The organism is Paenibacillus sp. FSL H3-0286 (genome assembly GCF_045040705.1).
Classification (GTDB): domain Bacteria; phylum Bacillota; class Bacilli; order Paenibacillales; family Paenibacillaceae; genus Paenibacillus_AQ; species Paenibacillus_AQ odorifer.
In genome coordinates, this window is the sequence record NZ_CP150285.1 from 5,009,656 (window position 1) to 5,029,818 (window position 20,163).

Annotated in this window: 17 protein-coding genes; 8 read left to right on the top strand and 9 right to left on the bottom strand. The window is 43.7% G+C overall.

The features are described from left to right. Positions 1 to 40: 40 nt before the first annotated feature. A complete protein-coding gene (lpdA, locus tag MHB37_RS22600) occupies positions 41 to 1,462 on the bottom strand; it encodes a dihydrolipoyl dehydrogenase (RefSeq protein WP_076184136.1) in 1,422 nt (473 codons plus the stop codon). A gap of 167 nt (positions 1,463 to 1,629) precedes the next feature. On the opposite strand from lpdA, the gene MHB37_RS22605 reads away from it, so the two are divergent. After that, positions 1,630 to 1,935 (top strand): DUF2627 domain-containing protein, encoded by a 306-nt coding sequence (locus MHB37_RS22605; protein WP_076184138.1) that lies wholly within the window; start codon positions 1,630 to 1,632, stop codon positions 1,933 to 1,935. A 242-nt stretch (positions 1,936 to 2,177) separates the two neighbouring features. On the opposite strand, the gene MHB37_RS22610 is transcribed toward MHB37_RS22605, so the two are convergent. Genes MHB37_RS22610 through MHB37_RS22620 form a run of 3 tightly spaced genes read right to left on the bottom strand, consistent with a single transcriptional unit; the run spans position 2,178 to position 5,999 of the window. After that, positions 2,178 to 4,037 carry an ABC transporter ATP-binding protein gene (locus MHB37_RS22610; RefSeq protein WP_076184140.1) on the bottom strand — a complete coding sequence of 620 codons (1,860 nt, stop codon included), beginning with the start codon at positions 4,035 to 4,037 and terminating at the stop codon, positions 2,178 to 2,180. Then, positions 4,018 to 5,751, bottom strand: a complete 1,734-nt coding sequence (locus tag MHB37_RS22615; protein ID WP_076184143.1) for an ABC transporter ATP-binding protein — start codon at positions 5,749 to 5,751, stop codon at positions 4,018 to 4,020. Before MHB37_RS22615 ends, MHB37_RS22610 begins: the two co-directional genes overlap by 20 nt. A gap of 17 nt (positions 5,752 to 5,768) precedes the next feature. Further along, positions 5,769 to 5,999 (bottom strand): hypothetical protein, encoded by a 231-nt coding sequence (locus MHB37_RS22620; RefSeq protein WP_036676022.1) that lies wholly within the window; start codon positions 5,997 to 5,999, stop codon positions 5,769 to 5,771. A gap of 136 nt (positions 6,000 to 6,135) precedes the next feature. Here MHB37_RS22620 and MHB37_RS22625 point away from each other — a divergent pair, with 136 nt between their 5' ends. After that, positions 6,136 to 6,705: a thymidine kinase gene (locus MHB37_RS22625; RefSeq protein WP_036676019.1), complete on the top strand. Its 570-nt coding sequence runs from the start codon at positions 6,136 to 6,138 to the stop codon at positions 6,703 to 6,705. A gap of 64 nt (positions 6,706 to 6,769) precedes the next feature. Here MHB37_RS22625 and MHB37_RS22630 read toward each other — a convergent pair whose 3' ends face one another. After that, entirely contained in the window at positions 6,770 to 7,288 is a 519-nt protein-coding gene (locus MHB37_RS22630; RefSeq protein WP_076184145.1) for a DinB family protein, read from the bottom strand. Positions 7,289 to 7,425: 137 nt separating this feature from the next. Here MHB37_RS22630 and MHB37_RS22635 point away from each other — a divergent pair, with 137 nt between their 5' ends. The 5 genes from MHB37_RS22635 to sda all read left to right on the top strand — a co-directional run bounded on the left by MHB37_RS22635 (position 7,426) and on the right by sda (position 9,466). Continuing rightward, on the top strand, positions 7,426 to 8,091 hold the full coding sequence (locus MHB37_RS22635) for a hypothetical protein (RefSeq protein ID WP_248548450.1): 666 nt from the start codon (positions 7,426 to 7,428) through the stop codon (positions 8,089 to 8,091). Next, positions 8,072 to 8,599 carry an accessory gene regulator ArgB-like protein gene (locus MHB37_RS22640; protein WP_405168565.1) on the top strand — a complete coding sequence of 176 codons (528 nt, stop codon included), beginning with the start codon at positions 8,072 to 8,074 and terminating at the stop codon, positions 8,597 to 8,599. Before MHB37_RS22635 ends, MHB37_RS22640 begins: the two co-directional genes overlap by 20 nt. Continuing rightward, positions 8,596 to 8,715 carry a cyclic lactone autoinducer peptide gene (locus MHB37_RS22645; protein ID WP_139330034.1) on the top strand — a complete coding sequence of 40 codons (120 nt, stop codon included), beginning with the start codon at positions 8,596 to 8,598 and terminating at the stop codon, positions 8,713 to 8,715. The genes MHB37_RS22640 and MHB37_RS22645 overlap by 4 nt, the downstream gene beginning before the upstream one ends. 21 nt (positions 8,716 to 8,736) lie before the next feature. Next, positions 8,737 to 9,072, top strand: coding sequence for a LytTR family DNA-binding domain-containing protein (locus MHB37_RS22650; RefSeq protein ID WP_036676016.1), 336 nt, complete (start codon positions 8,737 to 8,739; stop codon positions 9,070 to 9,072). Between the two features lie 220 nt (positions 9,073 to 9,292). Beyond that, positions 9,293 to 9,466 (top strand): sporulation histidine kinase inhibitor Sda, encoded by a 174-nt coding sequence (gene sda, locus MHB37_RS22655; protein WP_081393959.1) that lies wholly within the window; start codon positions 9,293 to 9,295, stop codon positions 9,464 to 9,466. 181 nt (positions 9,467 to 9,647) lie between these two features. Here the strand turns inward: sda and MHB37_RS22660 are convergent, their stop codons facing one another. From MHB37_RS22660 to MHB37_RS22675, 4 genes are all read right to left on the bottom strand, one after another. Beyond that, positions 9,648 to 9,956, bottom strand: a complete 309-nt coding sequence (locus MHB37_RS22660; protein WP_036676014.1) for a hypothetical protein — start codon at positions 9,954 to 9,956, stop codon at positions 9,648 to 9,650. Between the two features lie 122 nt (positions 9,957 to 10,078). Next, positions 10,079 to 10,738, bottom strand: coding sequence for a helix-turn-helix domain-containing protein (locus MHB37_RS22665; protein WP_036676012.1), 660 nt, complete (start codon positions 10,736 to 10,738; stop codon positions 10,079 to 10,081). Between the two features lie 1,006 nt (positions 10,739 to 11,744). Continuing rightward, on the bottom strand, positions 11,745 to 18,206 hold the full coding sequence (locus MHB37_RS22670; RefSeq protein WP_405168566.1) for a phosphodiester glycosidase family protein: 6,462 nt from the start codon (positions 18,204 to 18,206) through the stop codon (positions 11,745 to 11,747). Between the two features lie 117 nt (positions 18,207 to 18,323). Then, positions 18,324 to 19,241: a LysR family transcriptional regulator gene (locus MHB37_RS22675; protein WP_341122059.1), complete on the bottom strand. Its 918-nt coding sequence runs from the start codon at positions 19,239 to 19,241 to the stop codon at positions 18,324 to 18,326. 164 nt (positions 19,242 to 19,405) lie between these two features. Between MHB37_RS22675 and MHB37_RS22680 the strand changes: the two genes are divergently transcribed. Continuing rightward, positions 19,406 to 20,155: an SDR family NAD(P)-dependent oxidoreductase gene (locus MHB37_RS22680; protein ID WP_076129478.1), complete on the top strand. Its 750-nt coding sequence runs from the start codon at positions 19,406 to 19,408 to the stop codon at positions 20,153 to 20,155. Positions 20,156 to 20,163 lie beyond the last annotated feature (8 nt).

The window sequence follows — 20,163 nt, forward strand, 5'->3', positions numbered from 1 at the left end:
TTATAATCCCTTTCTACCCAAAAAGAAAAGCTAAGAAAAACTAAAATCCAATAGATCTTCCATCCACAGCTAACATTGCTTCTCCGATAATCTCCGAAAGGGTAGGGTGAGCATGTATAGCTTCACCAATCTCCCAAGGTGTTGCATCCAGTAGCTGTGCCAAGGCCGCTTCTCCAATTAGATCCGTCACATGAGGACCAATCATCTGCACACCAAGAATATCTCCACTGCTACGATCCGCTACAACTTTGACAAATCCATCCTTCTGGCCATATACAATTGCCTTACCAATGGCCGAGAATGGGAACTTGCCAATCACTACATCATGTCCAAGCTCTTTAGCTTCCTTCTCGGTGTAGCCCACACTTGCTACCTCAGGCCGAGTATAGACACAACGTGGTACTAAATGTGTATGATAAGGATGTAGCTTCTCACCAGATAGATGGTTAACCGCCATTATCCCTTCATGACTGGCTGCATGAGCCAATTGAAGCCCACCGATGCAGTCGCCAATGGCATAAATATGCGGCTCTGCCGTCTGCATACTAGCGTTTACAGCAATAATCCCTTTGTCAAAGCGAATGTCTGTGTTTTCCAGACCAATATTCTCGATGTTGGCCACTCTGCCTACGGATACAAGCAATTTTTCTGCCATTAGGCTTTGACTTTGCTCTCCCTTACGGGCTTCGATCGAAATTCCATCCTCCGTTACCTGGCAGGTTGCAGCATCCACTGTAGTTTCAGTCAGTACCTTAACCCCACGCTTTTTCAACAACCGTTGCAGTTCCTTAGCTATCTCTTCATCCTCTTGAGGCAATAACTGACCTGCAGCTTCAACCACAGTTACCTGCACTCCAAAATCAGCCAGCATTGAAGCCCATTCGACCCCAATTACACCGCCGCCCACAATAATGATAGAGGATGGGAGCTCTTCGAGTGTGAGAGCTTCATCACTGCTAAGAATCACTTTCCCGTCTGGTTCGAGACCAGGCAATACTCGGGGGCGTGAGCCCGTAGCGATAATAAGATGGCTGGAAACTACTGTTTCCATCTCCCCATCTTCCAGTTCCACAGCTACAGCACCGCTGCGCGGAGAAAAAATAGAAGGACCCGTTACGCGCCCTTTACCTTTGACAACTTGTATTTTATTTTTGCGCATCAAATATTGTACGCCTTGATGAAGTTGCTCAACTACAGCTTCTTTGCGTTTCTGTACCTTTGGGAATACCAGCTGCACACCGCTTGTCTCAATGCCATAGCTCTCGCTCTCATTGATTTCAGCATATACCTCTGCACTACGGAGCAGCGATTTACTAGGAATGCAGCCCCGATGCAGACAGGTTCCTCCCAGTTTGTCCATTTCGATGACGACAACGGACTTTCCAAGCTGTGCAGCGCGAATAGCCGCCACATACCCTCCAGTACCTCCGCCAAGTATGGCCACGTCACATGAAATTGTCATGATATGTATCCTCCAGTCATTACACGTAAGTTCATTTTACTTAGTATATTGTACTCTCTTTTTGCTCTATTACAAAACTTATAAACGTCATATGCAAATGGACTTTTTCTTGCTAAAGCGTTATCATATGGGTGAATCTAAAGGGCTAAGAGGGGTAGGAGACACTTATGAAACTGTTAATTTCACGCTTCATTGCCATCCTTATTCTTGTGTTTCCGGGCTTAATAGCAATGAAGGGCTTCCTCATGATGAAGGATGATATTTTTGATTACATATCCATGCATGGTGATGATTCTGTTGTGCCCCACTTTGCTTGGCTGCATTTCGGTGGTGGATTGCTGCTCTTCGCAGCTGGCATGACTTTCCTTGGTGGCTGGATTCTGGCTAGGGACCGTAAGAAGAATTACGTAGGTCCAAGGTTCAAGGAGAAGCAAAAGGTGAAACAAGCCGGAACGCAGGAAACGATCTCTTAAGAGGCTATGCTAAACTTAGGATCAGCTTTTTCATCTCATCATTTATTCACCTGATCATATGAATCACGAACCGCACACAATCAAGCCTTATTACCCTGCTGATTGTAATTTGTACAATAGATTTCCCCACATTCAAACCCTCCCAGCTCATCCGATCTGGTGCTCGTTATCTATCATAAATAACATAAAGGCGAGAACTTCATGGACGCAATCTGCGCTCCCTGAAAATTCTCGCCTTTTTCTTAAATACCCGCCTTATCAAGCGCCTCTTTCCGCCGCCCCTGTACCAACTCACTGTACAGTCCGCCTTGCTTCAGCAGCTCTTCATGAGAGCCTTGCTGCAATAATCTGCCGCCCTGAAGCACAAGAATTCGATCAGCTGCACGTATCGTGCCAAGTCTATGAGCAATGACGAAGCTCGTTCGCCCTTTCATCAGCGCCTGCAGCCCTTCCTGAATCTTGATCTCGGTCACTGTATCAATACTGCTGGTTGCTTCATCAAGCACAAGCATAGAGGGGTTAGCAAGAATCGCTCTCGCAATGGAGAGCAGCTGCTTCTGCCCTTGGCTTATACCGCTGCCATCCGCCGAGAGCATCCGTTCATAACCTTCGGGCATTCGCATAATAAAAGAATGGGCATTGGCCAGCTTAGCCGCCTCTTCAACCTCTTCATCGGACGCATCCAGCCTCCCGTATCGGATGTTATCGCGGATACTCCCTTTGAACAAAAAGGAATCCTGCAATACAAAGGCCATATGACTTCTCAAGCTTTCCCGCCGAATCGAAGTGATATCTAAGCCATCCAGCGTGATTTTCCCCTGATTAGGATCATAGAAACGGGATAACAGCCCAATTAGCGTTGTTTTGCCAGCACCGGTAGGTCCAACTAAAGCGATCATCTCGCCAGGCTTCGCTACAAAGCTGATATCCTGCAGCGTGTTAGAACCTCCATCATAAGAAAAGGCTACATTTTCAAACTTCACCGCACCCTGTACAGTTTCAAGTGATTTGGCTGCACCTTCATCTTTAGCCTCGGTCTCTTCGTCCAGCACTTCAAACACCCGCTCGGCCCCTGCCACCGCTGAGAGCAAGGTATTCCACTGATTCGCTAAATCATTAAGCGGACGAGTAAACTGGCGGGTATATTCCACGAATACGATGATCACACCCACTGTAATCGACCCACGGATCGCAAGCAGACCACCAATTCCTGCAACTATGGCGAAGCTGAGATTATTAAGACCATTCATAAGCTTGGGGATGAAACCAGAAATGGACTGCGCCCAGTAGCCTGACAGCATAATTCGCTTGTTGCGTTCATGAAAACCAGAGATGACGCGTTCCTCTTGTGAAAAAGCCTTGATAATCCGTTGTCCGGATAAGGTCTCCTCAATATAACCGTTAAGCTCCCCTACATTGCGCTGACGTTCTTTAAATAGTGGGCCTGTACGGCGTGTAATCCAGCGCATGCCTAACAACATCAAAGGCACTACGAGGAATGTGAGCAGCGTCAACAAGGGACTAAGCCACAGCATAACCCCTACGGTTCCTAGCAAGGTTAAGACACTTGAAAATATCTGAATAGCCGAGCTATTCAACGTAGAGCTGACGTTCTCGATATCATTGGTAAGACGGCTCATAATTTCCCCCTGCTGTCTCCGATTAAAAAAGGAAATAGGCAGACGGTGTAAATGGGAGAATAGCTCCGTGCGCATCCGTAATACAGTTTCTTGAGCAATTTCGATCATCCATATGTTTTGCAGCCAAGAAGTCAGAGAATAAAAAATGTACACACAAGCAAGGCTTGTCAGAAAAACAACCCATGATCGCCCGCCGGTACCTTCCAGATAATTATCCACCGCTCTGCCAATCATGTATGGCCCCAGCAGCGCTAGCGCTGAGCTGAAGACAACCATGATCAGTACAAGAATAAGCTTGGCTTTACGCTCAGCTAGATAACTCCAGATCCGGATCAGCGTCCCTGACCAATCCTTCGCCTTTGCTTTGGGTTTGCCGCCAGATGCTGTCCCTAGACTTCGTCCCACGCCAAGTTCAAAATTCGGTTTAGGATGACGAAAAGGTTCAATTAATGCTTTGAACATGCTGCTTCGCCTCCTCTACCTGTGATTCATAAATCTTGCGGTACAGCTCGGAGCTTGCCATAAGCTCCTTATGCGAGCCTTTGCCAATTAATCGTCCCTCATCCAGCAACAGGATCAAATCGGCTGATGCCGTTGAACTGATTTTCTGAGTAATCAAAAAGGTTGTACAGGAGATATCCTTTAGCGCCTCCAGCAAAAGCCCTTCCGTAACCGCATCAAGGGCACTGGTGCTGTCATCAAGGATCAACATAGCCGGTTTTCTAACAAGTGCACGGGCAATCGTTAACCGCTGCTTTTGTCCGCCGGAGAGATTAACCCCTCGTTGACCAAGCATCGTGTCATAACCATCTGGCAACCCTTTTACCGTCTCGTGAATTTGTGCAGCTCCCGCTGCTTGTTGGATTTGTTCCAGTGTGGCGTGTTCATTGCCCCATGCAATATTATCGCGAATTGATCCGCTGAAAAGCTGCAATTCCTGAGGCACATAACCTATCGATTTCCGCAGTCTGGAAATATCGATATCAGCACTTTTTTCACCGTCAATCCAAATGGTGCCGTCTGTCTCTTCATACAAGCGCGGAATCAAACTCACGAGTGAGGATTTTCCTGATCCGGTCGCCCCCATAATCGCTACTCGCTCACCAGCAGCTACTTCAAAATGAATGTCCTCCAGGACAGAGATATCACTATTAGGATACTTAAAGCAAACGCCTTCAAATTTAACGTGGCCCTGAATCGGCTCACCTTGCAAAGTCCCGCCTTCACGAACTCCAGCTCCCGCTTCCATAACTTCTGAAACACGTTGAGAGGAGGCACGAGCGCGGGAAAACGTTACAACAAGACCAGAGATAGCTGATAACGCTCCAATTGTTCGCAAGGAGTAATTAATAACAGCAACAGTCTGACCCAAAGTAGCATCCCCGCTGGAAATGGCTATCCGTCCAAACCATAAAATCGCCAAAATCGCCGCATTCACAATAAGCATAACAAAAGGCATCGTCGTCTCAGTCAAACGCAAGGCAGACACTGTTGATCTCATCAAATTCCCGCTAAATACCGTGAAACGTTCAATCTCATACCCCATACGCACAAATACGCGGATCAAGCGAATACCCGTAAGGTTCTCCTGAATCACGCCATTAACTCCGTCTAAACGCTGCTGGACCGTACGAAATAACAAGGAAGCTTTTCTCATAATCCAATAGAGGAAAAAAATCAACAAAGGTAACGCCACCGTCAGCAGTAATCCCAGCTTCACATGAACAACTAACGCCATAATCACACTGCCTACCACAACAAGTGGCACCCGTGTCATAAAGCGCAAGCTCATAAAAATAGTATCCTGCAGCTGTGATACATCGCCAGTCAGACGGGTAATCAGTGACGAAGTAGCAAAACGATTAAATACTTCATACGTAAAAGACTGTACCTTTTCGTACAATTTGTCCCTAAGATCGAACGCAAAGCTCTGACTTGCATGGGCAGCAAAAAAAGAACTGAGTACCCCGGCTGTAAACGCAACTACCGCGCTGCCGATCAATACACTGCCCCACAGCCATACTACAGAGGTATCTTTTTCTCGGATCCCCAAGTCAATGATTTTGGAAATGATCAAAGGCTGTGATAATTCTACCGTCAATTCAATGAGCATCATTACAAGGGCAGCTATTGCAGCTACCTTATATTTTTTGAGAAAAGAGAAAATCAAAGCCATTCGCATACCCTCTTTTTCTATTCGTACAGTGCATCCCTTAACCGAGTTGACATCGTGGAAGCCTGTCCAGTTTTCAGTATTGCTCGACGCAGTGCTTTATTACTCCGATTCAATTCCACCAAATCCGCCATCATTTCTTCCAGCAAGCTTTCAGTGTCACTGGATAAATCTCCATTCTGCTGCAAAAGAGCTAACCGTTCCTTATATTCGTCTAATCTTTCAGTCACACTTATTACTTCCTTTCCCATCTCTTATTACCTCTTATCATACCACATCCAATCAATCGCAATGTTTTCACTGGATACATCTGATCCGAATATGATACTCTAATATGGTCGCATTTTTAAGATATAATCAATGTTTTTTACGAAAGGATAGATGGAAGTGGCACAATTGTTTTTCAAATACGGAGCAATGAACAGTGGTAAATCTATTGAGATACTCAAGGTTGCACATAATTATGAAGAGCAGGGGAAATCGGTGCTCATTTTCACTCCATCCATAGACGACCGGGACGAGGTTGGTTTTATTTCTTCTCGTATTGGGCTTCGGAAACAAGCAATCCCCATCGATGAGAACACAGATATTTATAATATCGTCAGCAGTAACCAACCTAAACCACACTGTGTACTTATTGATGAATGTCAATTTCTAAGCAAGGAATGTATTCTCCAGCTAGTGCGTATCGTTGATGAGCTGGGCATTCCGGTAATGGCCTTCGGACTTAAAAATGATTTTCAGAATCAGTTATTTGAAGGCAGCAAATATATGCTGATCTACGCTGATAAAATTGAGGAAATGAAGACGATCTGCTGGTTCTGCGAGCGCAAAGCTACTATGGCTCTACGAGTAGAAAACGGCAAGCCCGTATATAGCGGCAAGCAAATCCAGATTGGTGGCAATGAAGCTTACTATCCGGTATGCCGCAAATGTCACAAGAATCCACCGCTATAGCCGTGTATAAAAAGCATCCCAAAGCCATAAAGGCTATTGGAATGCTTTTTTGATTAAGAAGATATTACCCTAAATATCTTTCTTTAAGAATATTCAAATGATGATGGTCATGTCCAATCATAATGCAGGCCTGAGCTCTCGCAGAAAGAGTAGCCTCGTTAACTATTCCCTTCCGGATCCATGCTTCCTCCGGCAGAGTTTCCATTAGGAGTAATGTCGATTCTCGAACAAGCTTGTAGTGGGCCAGCAATGCTTTTAAAGTGTGCGCTTCGAAATTGGCGGTAAGTACATAGTCTTTCTCTTCAAAACCCGGTAGTGGAGTCGTATCCCCTCTGGCGATGCACAATAAACGGTAGGACATGATTCTTCCGGTATCAGCCAGATGTCCGACCATTTCCTTGATACTCCATTTCTCCGGAGCGTAACGATAGTCCCCTTGTTCTTCCGTAAGATTCGAAATAAAAGTGCAAATCTCATCCGTCTGCTCTCTAAAAATAGTAATCATGTCTCCTTCAGCTGGCACTAAATCGACATATTTTGATAATTCTTTGAGATACTCACTGCTTTCTGGACGTCGATCCATGTCTAAACCCCTCTCATTTTGAATTTTTTTGAAAAAATAGGAGGAAAATTATACTGTAGTTGTTGTATTTTAGCTCATTTTATACGATACTTGCAATAATAGGGTTGGTTAAACTAGAAGTCATCGGGAGTGTCGGCATGCTAGATTTTATTCTTTTTATGATATTTTCAATACTAGAGACTTATGCAATGTTTTTTCTGGCTTTCAAAATCTTCAAAATTGATCTATATCATAAAGAGATGGTGTTTGCTAGTTTTATTATGGGCTTTTGTTCTTATACAATTAGGATCAACTATGGGATTTTTCCATTAGATATTTTCTCACAATTTGCACTAATGTTTTGTTTTATGTGGATGTTATTCCGGATTCATCCCTTCTACGCTTCAATATTAACCGGGATGGCCTATCAAGCTTACTCGGTGATTCAAGCCAGTATTGTGTATCTATTAAACTCTGTAATCTCCATGCCTCTAAATACTTCGGACCCGATTACAAAAAACATAATGACAATGCAGATTTTATCAGCATTAGCCGCGATTCTCATTGGTATGTATGTGGGCTATAAACGTATTGGATTTGACTTTGTACCTGATAAACCCGATGTAAAAGTCAAACCAACAACTAGTGAAAAAATATTATTCGCTCTTAATCTTCCTACAGTAATTGTCGTTACTTTATTCACCTACTTTATTGAATCTAATTTCTTTTTCTTGATCCCAATTTTCTATGGGGTAATATTATGGGGATATCTATATTTCTCATACAAAAAGGACAGAAATAACTATGAGTCATTTAGCACTTAAAATTGTTGAGGTCATTAAGAAAAGTAATCCAGAGCAATCGCATTCAATTGAAATGATGCATTATGCCCTTAGCATTATTCTGAATACTTTATTCATTATTATGACTTCTTTATGCATTGGCGGGCTCACTGGACAGCTAAAGGAAACATTCTTAGCCTTATTCAGCTTCATGCTCCTAAGAATGTCATCTGGTGGTGTGCATTTAAAATCCGCAAGAGCCTGCAATATTGTATCTATCTTTATCTGTTCACTGATCCCTCATATAACTTATCTAATACATAACCATTTGATTTGGATTAATCTTTTTTCTTTACTTGTAATGATCTTATGTGCTCCGAATCCTGATGCTAATGCCCAAATCCCCAAAGAATGGTATTTGGGTTTAAAGCTACTTTCCATAATTCTGGTTTTTTTAAATTTTCGGCTCCATTCGCCTGTCATTGGATTGGCATTTTTAGTTCAATCCTTTACAGTCATAATCCCATTACAAAGGAGGACAATCAGATGAAAAAAAACTTAGCTCGTTATGCTTCTAACATTTTAGGTACTTCTGCTACTGTTTTTGCAACAATTCTGAAACCATTTGCTCACAGCCCTGAGATTCCAAAAGAACTGCGCAAGTAATTAAACAAGGATGGGGAAACGATGCGTGTCTTACAGAAAGACGGTTCCTCTAGTGATATTCTAGAGGAAGATATATTGTATTTCTCGAATTATAAGAATACAATATTCGTCCATACGAAAGAAGGCGAATTTATTCTCCCCACCACGCTTTCCGATCTTTCCGTAGCGTATGAGGGTAAGGGATTCGAACGCCTTGACCGCAGCAATGTCGTCAATATCAACAACATAGAAGGCTATGATCCCGGGCGGAAGATTGTATGCTTTAATCAAGGTACGCAGTTCACTACTGTTTCGGAATCCAATGAACCTCGCCTTAAGAAGTATCTTGCTTCACAAAAGAAAAAACCGTCAGAATAAAATTCAGTTTTTTAATAATCCCGGCATGTTCACGCATGCCGGGATTATTTTATTAAAAATTGAAACTTTTTAGCAATTTCCTCAAAATCGCACATTATGCCATAATAATCCTCAAATGTAAAGATAAATTCGTAGGATGAATGACAGGAGACGGATCCTATTCCAAATGATACCATATAGATAAACCTATAATAAAAACAATTAATGATGGAGGATCATAATGAATTACTATTTTCATCCCTCTCCACGGCCCTCATCTCTGGAATCTATATCTGACGAGGATTTACTAAGAATCTATGAGCTAGCGGTTGATGCCCATGCGTTACCGGATTTCATTGAAATTATTAAAGAGATCATGAGAAGTAGAAATCTCATAGATTCTGAAAGTATATAACATCCCCTTCCCCATTAAATTCACACTGACGCATGGTACACATTTTTCTTCAGCTTCAACCAACAATAAACTCCTTAGGTCGCCTTAAGTCAACTACATTAACATAAAAAAGGTAGAGCCTCCGCGGCCCTACCTTTTTTATATGCACATATGATGGTTAATCTGAGATAAAAATAATGCTCTATTCTGTAATTTCTGTTTTGAAAACATTTTCCAATTTGCCGCCGAGTCTTTTCTTCAAGGGAACTTTAATATCTCTGCCCAATTCTTTAAAGAAAGTTTCAACATCACATTTCACATTTTTTGCAGTTGCGATTACCGCACCATCACCAACAATGTTTTGATTCGCTTCAAGAGGAACATCAACTTCGATGTCATACTTTTTGGATAATGTCTTGATGTAACGTGCGAAGATCTCCAGCAATTCCTCGTTATTAAAATTCTCTATAGCGACTTTGCCCTTGCTGGTAAACTTCATGTTAATTTTCATTATTAATATCCCCTTTTCTGTCAAACCATTTTTAGTTGTTAGTTTATGGATCAAGATGAATAGATGGCTGCAAGAAAGGGCAACATTCATTCATTTTTGAGATCATTAGCAAAAGGCATACATTATTTATAAGCACCCTTTATTTGTTGTACTTTAAACTGAGTAAATTCTTTAAGTGCTTGTATGACCTGATCCTGTTCCTCTTCCTTCAGTTCATAAACGCACTCCCGTAGCCACTCGCCAAATAGAAAGGCTTGACGCCCTTTACGGGGGCTCTTTCTTAAGGAGTCGAGGTTACCCTCAAACTTATCGTTCAGGACATCGGTCAGATTGTATTTCTCAATCTTCTCTATTACCATTCCTGCCCCATATTCCGTTTCGTAAACTATAACTTCATTCGAATCAAAGGAAACGTACGATGTTTCTTTCCCTTCCTTCGCTCTGAATTCCTTAAGCTTGTTAAAGGCTGTCTCGTAGATGTAATCTTGAGACTGTTTGAGCTGTGGCAGCTCATATCCTTGCTTCAAGGTCTTGATATATTCAATATCTGGCATATAATCTGCCAAATGGTACATCCGATTCTTCAGATCCGTTCCAAGCGCTTCAATGATCTTGTCCAGATTGTCTTTAAGCGGAATGCTCTCTCCACGTTCGATTTTGCTAAGCTGTGAGTAACTTATACCGCTCTTTTCTTCCAGTCCTCTTAAGGTTAACCCTCTCGTCTTTCTGATGTGCCGAATGAAATTACCCAGCTCATCGGGATAGTTCTCAAAATCATTCATGGGAGTCACCTCCCTACTATCATAACACAACATAACAATTTGTGTTGGCTAATAACAATTATTCCTTGTTTTTACTTGCCTCTGAAGAGTAATTCCCAGTATTCCACACCCAATATAACCCTATCTTTACAAAATACCGGAAAAAGACTCAGCGCTCGTCTGTAAGGATTTGGAATATGCTCGTTACTCGCCTCAGTTTTACTTTCTGCTTAAGCCCCATCCATCTTCTTGGTCTTACCTTCCGCTTTCTGCTCACTTTACTCACCTGGCTCACTTGGCACACTTGGCTCAACTAGCTCAACTAGCTCACCTAACTCAACTAGCTCACCTTACTCACCTTGCTCACCTTACTCACCTTACTCACCTTGCTCACCTTGCTTACCTAGCTCACCTAGCTCACCTAGCTCACCTAGCTCACCTAGCTCACCTGACTCACCTAGCTCCACTTGGCTCACCTGACTCAACTAACTCACCTAGCTCACTCAATTCTACCTCATCGGACCGAGGAGACCTTATTAAGCTGATTTCAGCCATTCTGCTCATCTATCGGACTCAGATGCAGCTATTCATTAAAATATATTACGATTCCGGGCAAAAGTATGACAATAAGAGCTATGGAGTCCGAAAATTTGGAAAAATGGACCAAAAAGTTAAAATAGCGGCAATACAGTCCGTTACGATCCCAAACCATCGAGGCTATCTGTTAAAACAAACTTTCTTGATAAAAGTAGCTCGTCCGAGCCGAACTTACCAAGTGTGCATCGCTGTTGGCGTACTTTAGCTTTAGCGTTCCTCAGCGAGCGTACTTTAGCCTGCCTCAGCGAGCCTACCTTAACTTTCCGTTCTCCATTTTCCCTTCTCCAATCCTTTGTGTCTCACCACCTGTTTTTACTTTTAATTCGCTTTCCCCCTCTGTGTACATGCGTGCGTACCCTGCACATATCCAACTAATCGAATTATCAAAAAAAACAGCCAGTCCCCATCAACCTGAGACTGGCCACAATCATTACTCCATAACACTCAGCAGGTTGAGGATCGTCTGTGCACTTTCAGCACGTGTTCCGTTTTGGTTCGGTGCAAATTGTCCCTCAGCCCGTCCTTGCATCAAACCAAGTCTGTACACTTCGCTGATTGCCTCTTGAGCCCACTGTGGAGCATAACCAATATCGTTGAATGCCGAAATGTTACGGCTAGCTACAGATACATTACTCTTCGCGTAAGCATATGCACGAGCCAGCATTGCAGCCATCTCCTGGCGGGAAATCTTCGCCTCCGGTTCAAACTGTGAAGCAGTCTGGCCGTTAATCACTCCTGCTTGTTTGGCTAACCCTACTGCTTCTGCATACCATTTATCTGCAGGTACATCAGCGAAACCAGGTTCCGCTTGACCTTTCAAGCCAAGCGCACGAACTAACATCGCTGTGAACTCCGCCCGTGTAACCGCACGGTTCGGATCAAATCGGTCCGCAGCTACACCCTGTACAAGCTGTTTTACCGCAAGCTGCTTCACAGCAAGGTAAGCCCAGTGATCGGACTTCAAATCTTTGAATGTTTTATCAACTTCTAAAACAACGTATTTACTAAAATGACTGACGGCAGCAGATAGATAACCATTCGTCCATGTACTGCTCATATACTCTAATTTACCCACGTCTTCGATAAAATAAATACCTAATAAGCTTCGATCTACATCTGCACCGACCTTATATGAAATCATAATCGGCTCTGCAAACTGTCTTAACGAGAAGGACTGATCATTTTGTGTGAATATGCTAAGCGACCATTCCCGCAGATCACTTTTCGCCCGCAATTGTGCACCCGCAAGTGCACTTGCACGAGCCAACAGATCCACTGCTGTATTATCAGCTACAGGTTTCAGCCGTAGCGAAATCGTACTCTTGGCAAGAGCCTCAGCTGAGATTAGCTTACTTAGTTCTGCCAGTACTGTAGCAGGAATCGTAACGGATAAATCCTGCATAACCACTCTAAGCGGTGCGCGTCCAAGCAGCTCTGCTGCATTGCCTGGCAAAAGTAATTCCGTAATCGCCCCATTAACAGAAACCACAGCTTCACCTTGAGCATTCTTGCTCTCTGAAAGTTGAGAAGCCGTTATGGTGACTACGCCCGTTTGTGCTGATGCCGACGGAGTTGGTGTAGCGGTTGGCGTTGGTGTCACCGCAGGTCCCGGCACCCAAGCACCCGGCGTTGATGTTGGCTCTGGACTTGGTGTTGGTGTCGGTGTTGGTGTCGGCTCTGCGCTTGGTGTTGGCTCTGGGCTTGGTGTCGTACCCGGCGAGCCCTCAGTCACTATCAGAATATATTCAGTGCTCAAACCGTTATAAACAGCGCTGACTTTTGTTGTACCAGCACTCAAAGCATGAAGTTCTCCAGCCTCACTAATCATTGCAATGGAATGATCAGATGTATCAAAGATTACTCCCTCGAACAATTCTTGCTTGCTGCCGTCACTGTATACCGCCTGAACAACAACGGAGCCTTTACTTCCTTGTTCCAGCGAATCCGGCCCATTCATCGTTATTTCTGTAAGAATAGGTGTCTCATCATTTGTTACGACAAGGTTATACTCCGAGGCGAACTCCCTATAGGTTACTGAAATCACAGTGGAGCCTTCCTGATGAGCCTGAACTAAACCCTGATCATTGATCGTAGCAATATGTTCATTCAAGCTGGAATAATGAAGTCCATCTGATATTGCGGTACGTTTCCCAGATGCGTAGACAGCTTCTGTTACAGATTGGTCGACTTCTTCCGGTTTAAGCTGTCTCTTTCCCTGAAGCTTAATTGCTTGCAGCGCATCTACAGTTATCGTACTTTCGGCAAAAATATTCGGGTAACCTGCCACTGTGACTCTTATCTTAGCTGTCCCTGGCTTCAATGCTGTAACCAAGCCATATTCATTTACAGTAACAACTGATTCTGCCGTATCAGGAACGATGGTCCAAAGCTTTGTCAGATGATTAGCCTCATCCGGCCCCACCTTAGCTTGCAATTGCAGGCTAGCCCCAGGCTCAAGCTCTACAGCAGTTTGATCCAGCGCAATGGATTCCGGAACCAATTTGCCGATTACTAAACGGTCAATCTCAACCCCGTCTACTGTTCTTGCGGTAACCGTAATCTCGTTCTTCTCAATCTCAACAGCCGTATAGATTTGCTCATCTTCGTCATATATTTTTTCCTGCCAAAAACGTGGTGTCAGCGCATAGAACTTAGGACCCGAGGAACCGCCGATAACATACCGAGTGCCTTCGCCTTCTGCAACCTGTTTACCCTCCTTCATCGGAAAAGTTCGCAAATAGATATGATCATGACCGTTCATGACCAAATCTACGTTGTGCTTATCAAAGACCGGAACCCACTTCGCTTGTACCTGCTCATTCGAATAGATGCTGCCGTACGGTCCTTGATGGAAAAAAATCACCTTCCACTTTTTATCTGTAGCGGAAAGATCCTGATCCAACCACTCGGCCTGTTCAGTAAACGGACTACCTGAATGCTCTGTATTCATAACCACAAAGTGCGTATCCTTAATATCAAAAGAATAATTCGTACCTTTTACGCTCGCCGCACCGTTTTGCGGGTTATTGAATTGCGCTAGATAATCCCCATCTCCATTGGTTCCCATCACTTCATGGTTCCCGATAATCGGAACAAGTGTGGTATTCATCAGCTGCTTTTGAGCTGCATCAAACCACCAGTTCCACTGCTCTTGTTCAAAGCCCTTATCCACCATATCTCCAGCATGAACCAGCATTTCCGCATCCGGCATATACGCGTAAGCCGCTTCAATCGTATCTCCCCAAAGACCAAAACCAGCCTTAGAATCTGCTTGGGAATCTCCGATAAACAGGAATTTTGTAGAAGTGTCCTCACCACCACTTGTAACAAAAGCTCCTTGCTCACTTACATTTGACTCGCCATCACCCACACGATATACATATTCCGTTCCGGGGGTAAGCGCAGTGGCCTCCGCTTTATGAACTCGCATCGTTCCGTCATTGTTGGTGTTGTAAATTGAACTGCTGCCGGTAATTTTTATTACATTCGCAGCTTGAAAGCTTGTAAACTCCGCTTTTTTCACAAGTTCTACTACAGTATCCATGGTCAACGGTTCTGTCTGCCAAGTGAACTGGCGAGAAGTTGCTGCATCTTGGCCCATCGTAACATTAACATTACGCGGAGCTGCAGTAGCGTCATATGGAGCAACCTTGAATGTCATTACAGGACTATAGGTATTTCCTTTTACCGCCTGCAATTTAAAAGTTCCTTCTGCTGAAGTGACAAAGTCAGTAGTTAGTGTTCCACTTGCCCCTGAAGCAACACCTTGTACCTCCACTCCATCGAACAGCAGCTTTGCTCCTTCAACGACACTTCCATTCAGATCTTTTACCGCAAAAGATGCATCAAAGCCCTTCGCAAGATCATAATGGTTCCAAGTGAGCATCAACTGTGTCTTCACAACAGATTCAACAGCTGCTCCAATAAAAGAAATAGGAACCCCAGTACCCTCTGTAGAAGTTACCGATCCGGATGTATTTTCAATTACAAAAGCTTTGCTAATATCTCCAGCCAACTGCTCCTGAGTGTAGGGACCCACAAAATCATTTCGAACTGTATATTGAATTTGCCCGATGAGATCCGTATCTCCCAGATTGGAAGAATTGATATTCGTTAAGTTAAGACGCACAGTGCCCAATACCGGATCAATGATGGACTCCACTTGTGTTTCTGATAACATATTCCCCCGAATTACCTGCAAATCTTTAACTGCAGCCGGATTAAAAGCAAACGTAAGATTTCCTTCCTGCAGCTTGCTCGCTTTCTCTGCCGTTACGTCCAAAGTGTAAGTGTTGCCGGCATATACTACTTCTGGTGTTTGGTACACATAGAACGGAGAGCCCAAATTTACTGTAAAATACCATTCTTTTATCGTCTGGTTACCGCTTAAATCGCGAATGGCAACTTTTACTTTATGACGGCCTTCTGTCAGTGGAACCTTTGGTTTATAAGTAATCTGACCCTTTGGAGGATAAAAGCCATGCTCCACTAATTGATCGTCCACATATACTCGTGTTTTGTCAGGATCGATTAAGGTCGTTCCCGGATGCACTACTGGATCATAACCATCATCCTCACCATTGACGGAAAGGGTCGGTGTAGCTGTTTTGACAATTTCGTTCACGCCGGGATATGCATCTTTAAGAATAGGAGGTGTTCTGTCCTCCTCTAGCGAGCCATAAATGGCACGAATATCATCAACGTAAATAGCTCCCGCACTCTTATTAAGATTGCTTGTCTCCATATAGCGGACAGGCATATCCATCGTTAACGGGGTGGTTTTCCCCTTAGGAACGGATACTTCGACGTATTTCCACCCCGTCCAGTTCACACCATTTACCTGATCAGTAAAATCCACAGGCACTGCCGCATTATTGCCATCCCGAATCTGTCCCCGCAGCCAGTGCTTTTTGCCATCTCCGTAGATCCACATACTGATCTTTTCAGGATACCCCGGAATCTGAATCCGATTGGCGGTTGAGCTTGCGGCTAAATAAGCACCGGATGTGCCTGTTTTATTAACAAAATCATATTCCAGCTTCAAGGCTTTGTCCCCGTTGCGGACAAAATCCAGATCCGACACTTCCTGAATCGCCACGCTGTTAGCTGCTGCACTAGAGGCTATATATTTATCAATGCCATTCTCAAAATCCTCCAGCATTACAGGCGGTAACCCCACATTTACTTCAAAAGAGGTCTCAACGTCCCTGTATTTAGCATAAATCTTTCCGTTTTTCCCGTTCTCACTCGTCGCCTGAAACAGACCCTTCTCGTCCACGGTTCCGATCTCGCCCTCAACCCGCCATTCGAAGCTAGGGTTGTCAGTTTGAATCACTTGTCCATTACGTAGCGCCTTCACAGTTAATTGTGCAGCAGCACCTGAAGAATAAGTTTTGATCTCATCAGGAAACCTAAGCTCTGTAAGCTTATCTACAACCTCAATTTCAGCACTGCCTTTGACTGCCCCAGCCTCTACAATTACAGTTCCTGTGCCGGCAGTGATTCCTCCGGTGAAGACTCCGTTCGCATCGACAGTACCAAGGTTAGCGTCCACCTGCCAATTCAGCGTACCCGAATAAGGCGCCGGATGGCCGTTCTCGTCCACTCCTGCCGCTTTGAATATAAAGCTGGAGCCTTGCAAAATACGTTCCGTATTCGGCTGCACAACCAGCTTAGAAGCCGAAGGTTGCTCAGGGGCTGTATTGACAAGCAATAAACCGTTACCGGTTTTACGCTCGTAACCATCTGAGCCCTGATTCATCATTCGGACACCAGATGTACCCGGCATTCTGGCCACAAAAGTAGAAGAACCGCCACCATCCAGATTCATGGCGTTCACTACGCCCATATCCTTCAGAATGTTGCCAAGCTCATCGGTATCTACGCCCTCACTAAAACCTGGCGATCTTCCATCCACTTCGAATAAAACGAGACTTCCATCCGCTTTTGTCCCAATGGCTGTCCGCGGATGAATGCCTAAAGGCCCTACACCTTGTTGAACTACTCCGTCTTTTACCAGCGGCCCCTCGCCGCCAATAGCTACCTTCACATCATTCCATTCTCCGCTGAGCGCAAAGCTGGCAGTAACGTTATTGCCAACAGATAACCCTTGCAGAACAGCACGGGACGTACCCTGGGCAGATAAAACCACTTTTCCTTGGGAAAGCGGCGTATTGCCTTGATTGTTGCGGATTTCAGATACCTTCAGCTTCAAGGTCTGACCGCTTTTCACTTCTCCCTCGACAATATCTAGAACAACCTCGTCACCCTCATTGGTTGACTTTGTAGTTGTATTATAATCTTCCGTATAAAGAACCAGCTCATTCGTATTTCGATAACGGTTGATGCTGGTCAGATTGGTTGTTTTTCCATTAATCGTTACGTTTTTGGTCAGCTTCGGCACCCCATAAATCGAGCTGCCATCTTCTTTTAAACCGAAAGTAAAAGCTGAAATCGAACTGTTCAGGATTACACCCTCATCCATAAATAACCCATTAGGAACACCCGTAGCAAAACCGGAGATTTCATAAAAATCACCGTTAATCCCTGCGATCACTCGGTTTCCAGGTGAATCCGCATACGTGGCCATTTCTGTAATGCCCTTCATACCGTATACCTTTCCATCCTTCTTACCTGCCCGCAGCTCCAAATTTCCTTGTTGCGGGTTGAACTCCACTGCATGTATCTTTTGTAAACCACGTTCATTCTGGAGATCCATCCAGGTATACATCGCCCCAGGTGCAAGCTCTGTTTGGCGAACATCAATAACGGTTCCGTAGTCTGTTGCTGGTAAATCAGAGATGGAAGCGCGAACAATTGCCCCCGGTTGTAACAACGAAATCAACAAAACAAAGATAACAACAACATTAATTTGCCTTAGATACCTTCTCACTGTGTTGACATCCTCCCCACTTGGCTGTCCTAATATCGATCTGAGCTTGGACAACATCATAGGGTTAATATTAACTAGGAAGCGTAAAGGTTAGATAAAATTTACCAAGGCATACTGTTAACTTCGTCTAATCATTTCATCAAATTCATGCTTTAGCCTGTTGATAAATCTTCGGGCGGTCTGGGAGGTCTGTTTTGAAGCAGAGACAATAGCTCCTGAATATTTCGCACGGGTATCTGGTGATCGTAACTCGATGGTTTTCATGAAGGCAGAAGTAATCTCTGATATTTTAAGAAACGAATAATCCAGACCAATTGTGATGGCCAGTCCTTCTGCAACTGCATTCTCAATCGCCCGTGTGTTGTTACTTACAAAAAGCAAATTGATCGGCCCATAGCCAGATAAATATCGCTCTACATAGTCCTTAATGTAAGGATCATCGTATAAAACCAACGTCTGCCCCACTAACTGATCCGGTGTAAGGATTGAATTCAGGGCTAGCGGTGAGTGTGGATGTACACCCACTACAATCTTTCCTTCCATTAACCTTTCAAACTTAACCCCCTTATATGTGTCAGGCATTCCCTCCGGTGAGACCATAAGTCCAATGTCCATTTCATCCTGAAGTACATTATCCAGAATTTCTTTGGGTCCTTTTTCAAAAATCTCTATTTTCACATTTGGAAAATCTGCCTTAAAACTGGAGATTACCTTCACCATCAGATGCATGGGTCCAGGTATCGTAGCAATTTTCAAATGACCACTTAACGTATCGCTGTAAATCTGTGCTTCTTCTTTTAATTCATTTACTTTCATCAGGACTTCATTTGCTTTGCTAATAATGGCATTTCCTTCTGCTGTGGGAACCGCCTTTTGCCCGCGCGAACGGATGAACAAAGTAACTCCCAGCTCAGCCTCCAGCATGGTAATGGACTGACTCATTGCGGATAGAGTGATATGACGATTCTGAGCTGCTTTGGTTAAAGAACCAATCTTTGCGACTTCTACAATATTCTCGCATTGCTCCAAATTCATTTGAATCACCCCTTAAGTTAATCTTTACTTAATAACTATTAAATTTACTTAAATTTTAATTAATTTAGACAAGTGTTACAATGTAAATAAGTTAGTAAGTAACCATTTTTACTATATCAACTTTCATTTCTAGTATAACTATATTTCTTGAGGAGGAAACTCAAATGACAGACAAAAGAGTAGCCGTAATAACAGGTGGAGCCAGTGGAATCGGGAAACAAACCGCCATTAAATTTGCAAGTAAAGGTGATCAAGTTGTCGTTGCCGATTTCAATCAACAATTAGGTGAAGAAACGGTAGCACAAATTATTAAAGAGGGTGGCGAAGCAATTTTCGTCAAAACAGATGTTTCCAAATATGAAGATGTCGAAGCGCTGGTTCAAAAAACTGTAGATACTTATGGAAGAATTGACGTTATGTTCAACAATGCCGGAATCGGCCGCGTCACTCCTGTACTAGACCAAGACCTTAAGGATTATCACAGTGTCATTAATGTCAATCAGCATGGTGTAGCCCATGGGATTATCGCTGCTGGTAAAAAAATGCGTGAGCTCGGCATCAAAGGTGTGATCATCAATACAGCTTCTGTATTTGGATTCCTAGCTTCCCCAGGTACATTCGCATATCACGCTTCCAAAGGTGCGGTCATTATGATGACTAAATCCGCAGCACTTGAACTTTCGGTTCATGGCATCCGCGTGCTTGCCGTTGCTCCAGGCGCTGTAGATACGCCAATTATCCAAGGATATAAAGATCAAGGAATGGTTGACCAAATGAAGAGCAAAGTAATGGGTAACAAACTAACATTACCTGAACAAGTTGCAGACACTGTATACTTGCTCTCCTTACCAGAAGCTAGTGCAATTAACGGTAGTGTTGTAATGGCTGATGAAGGTTATGCTTCATTTAAATAAAGTTTAGG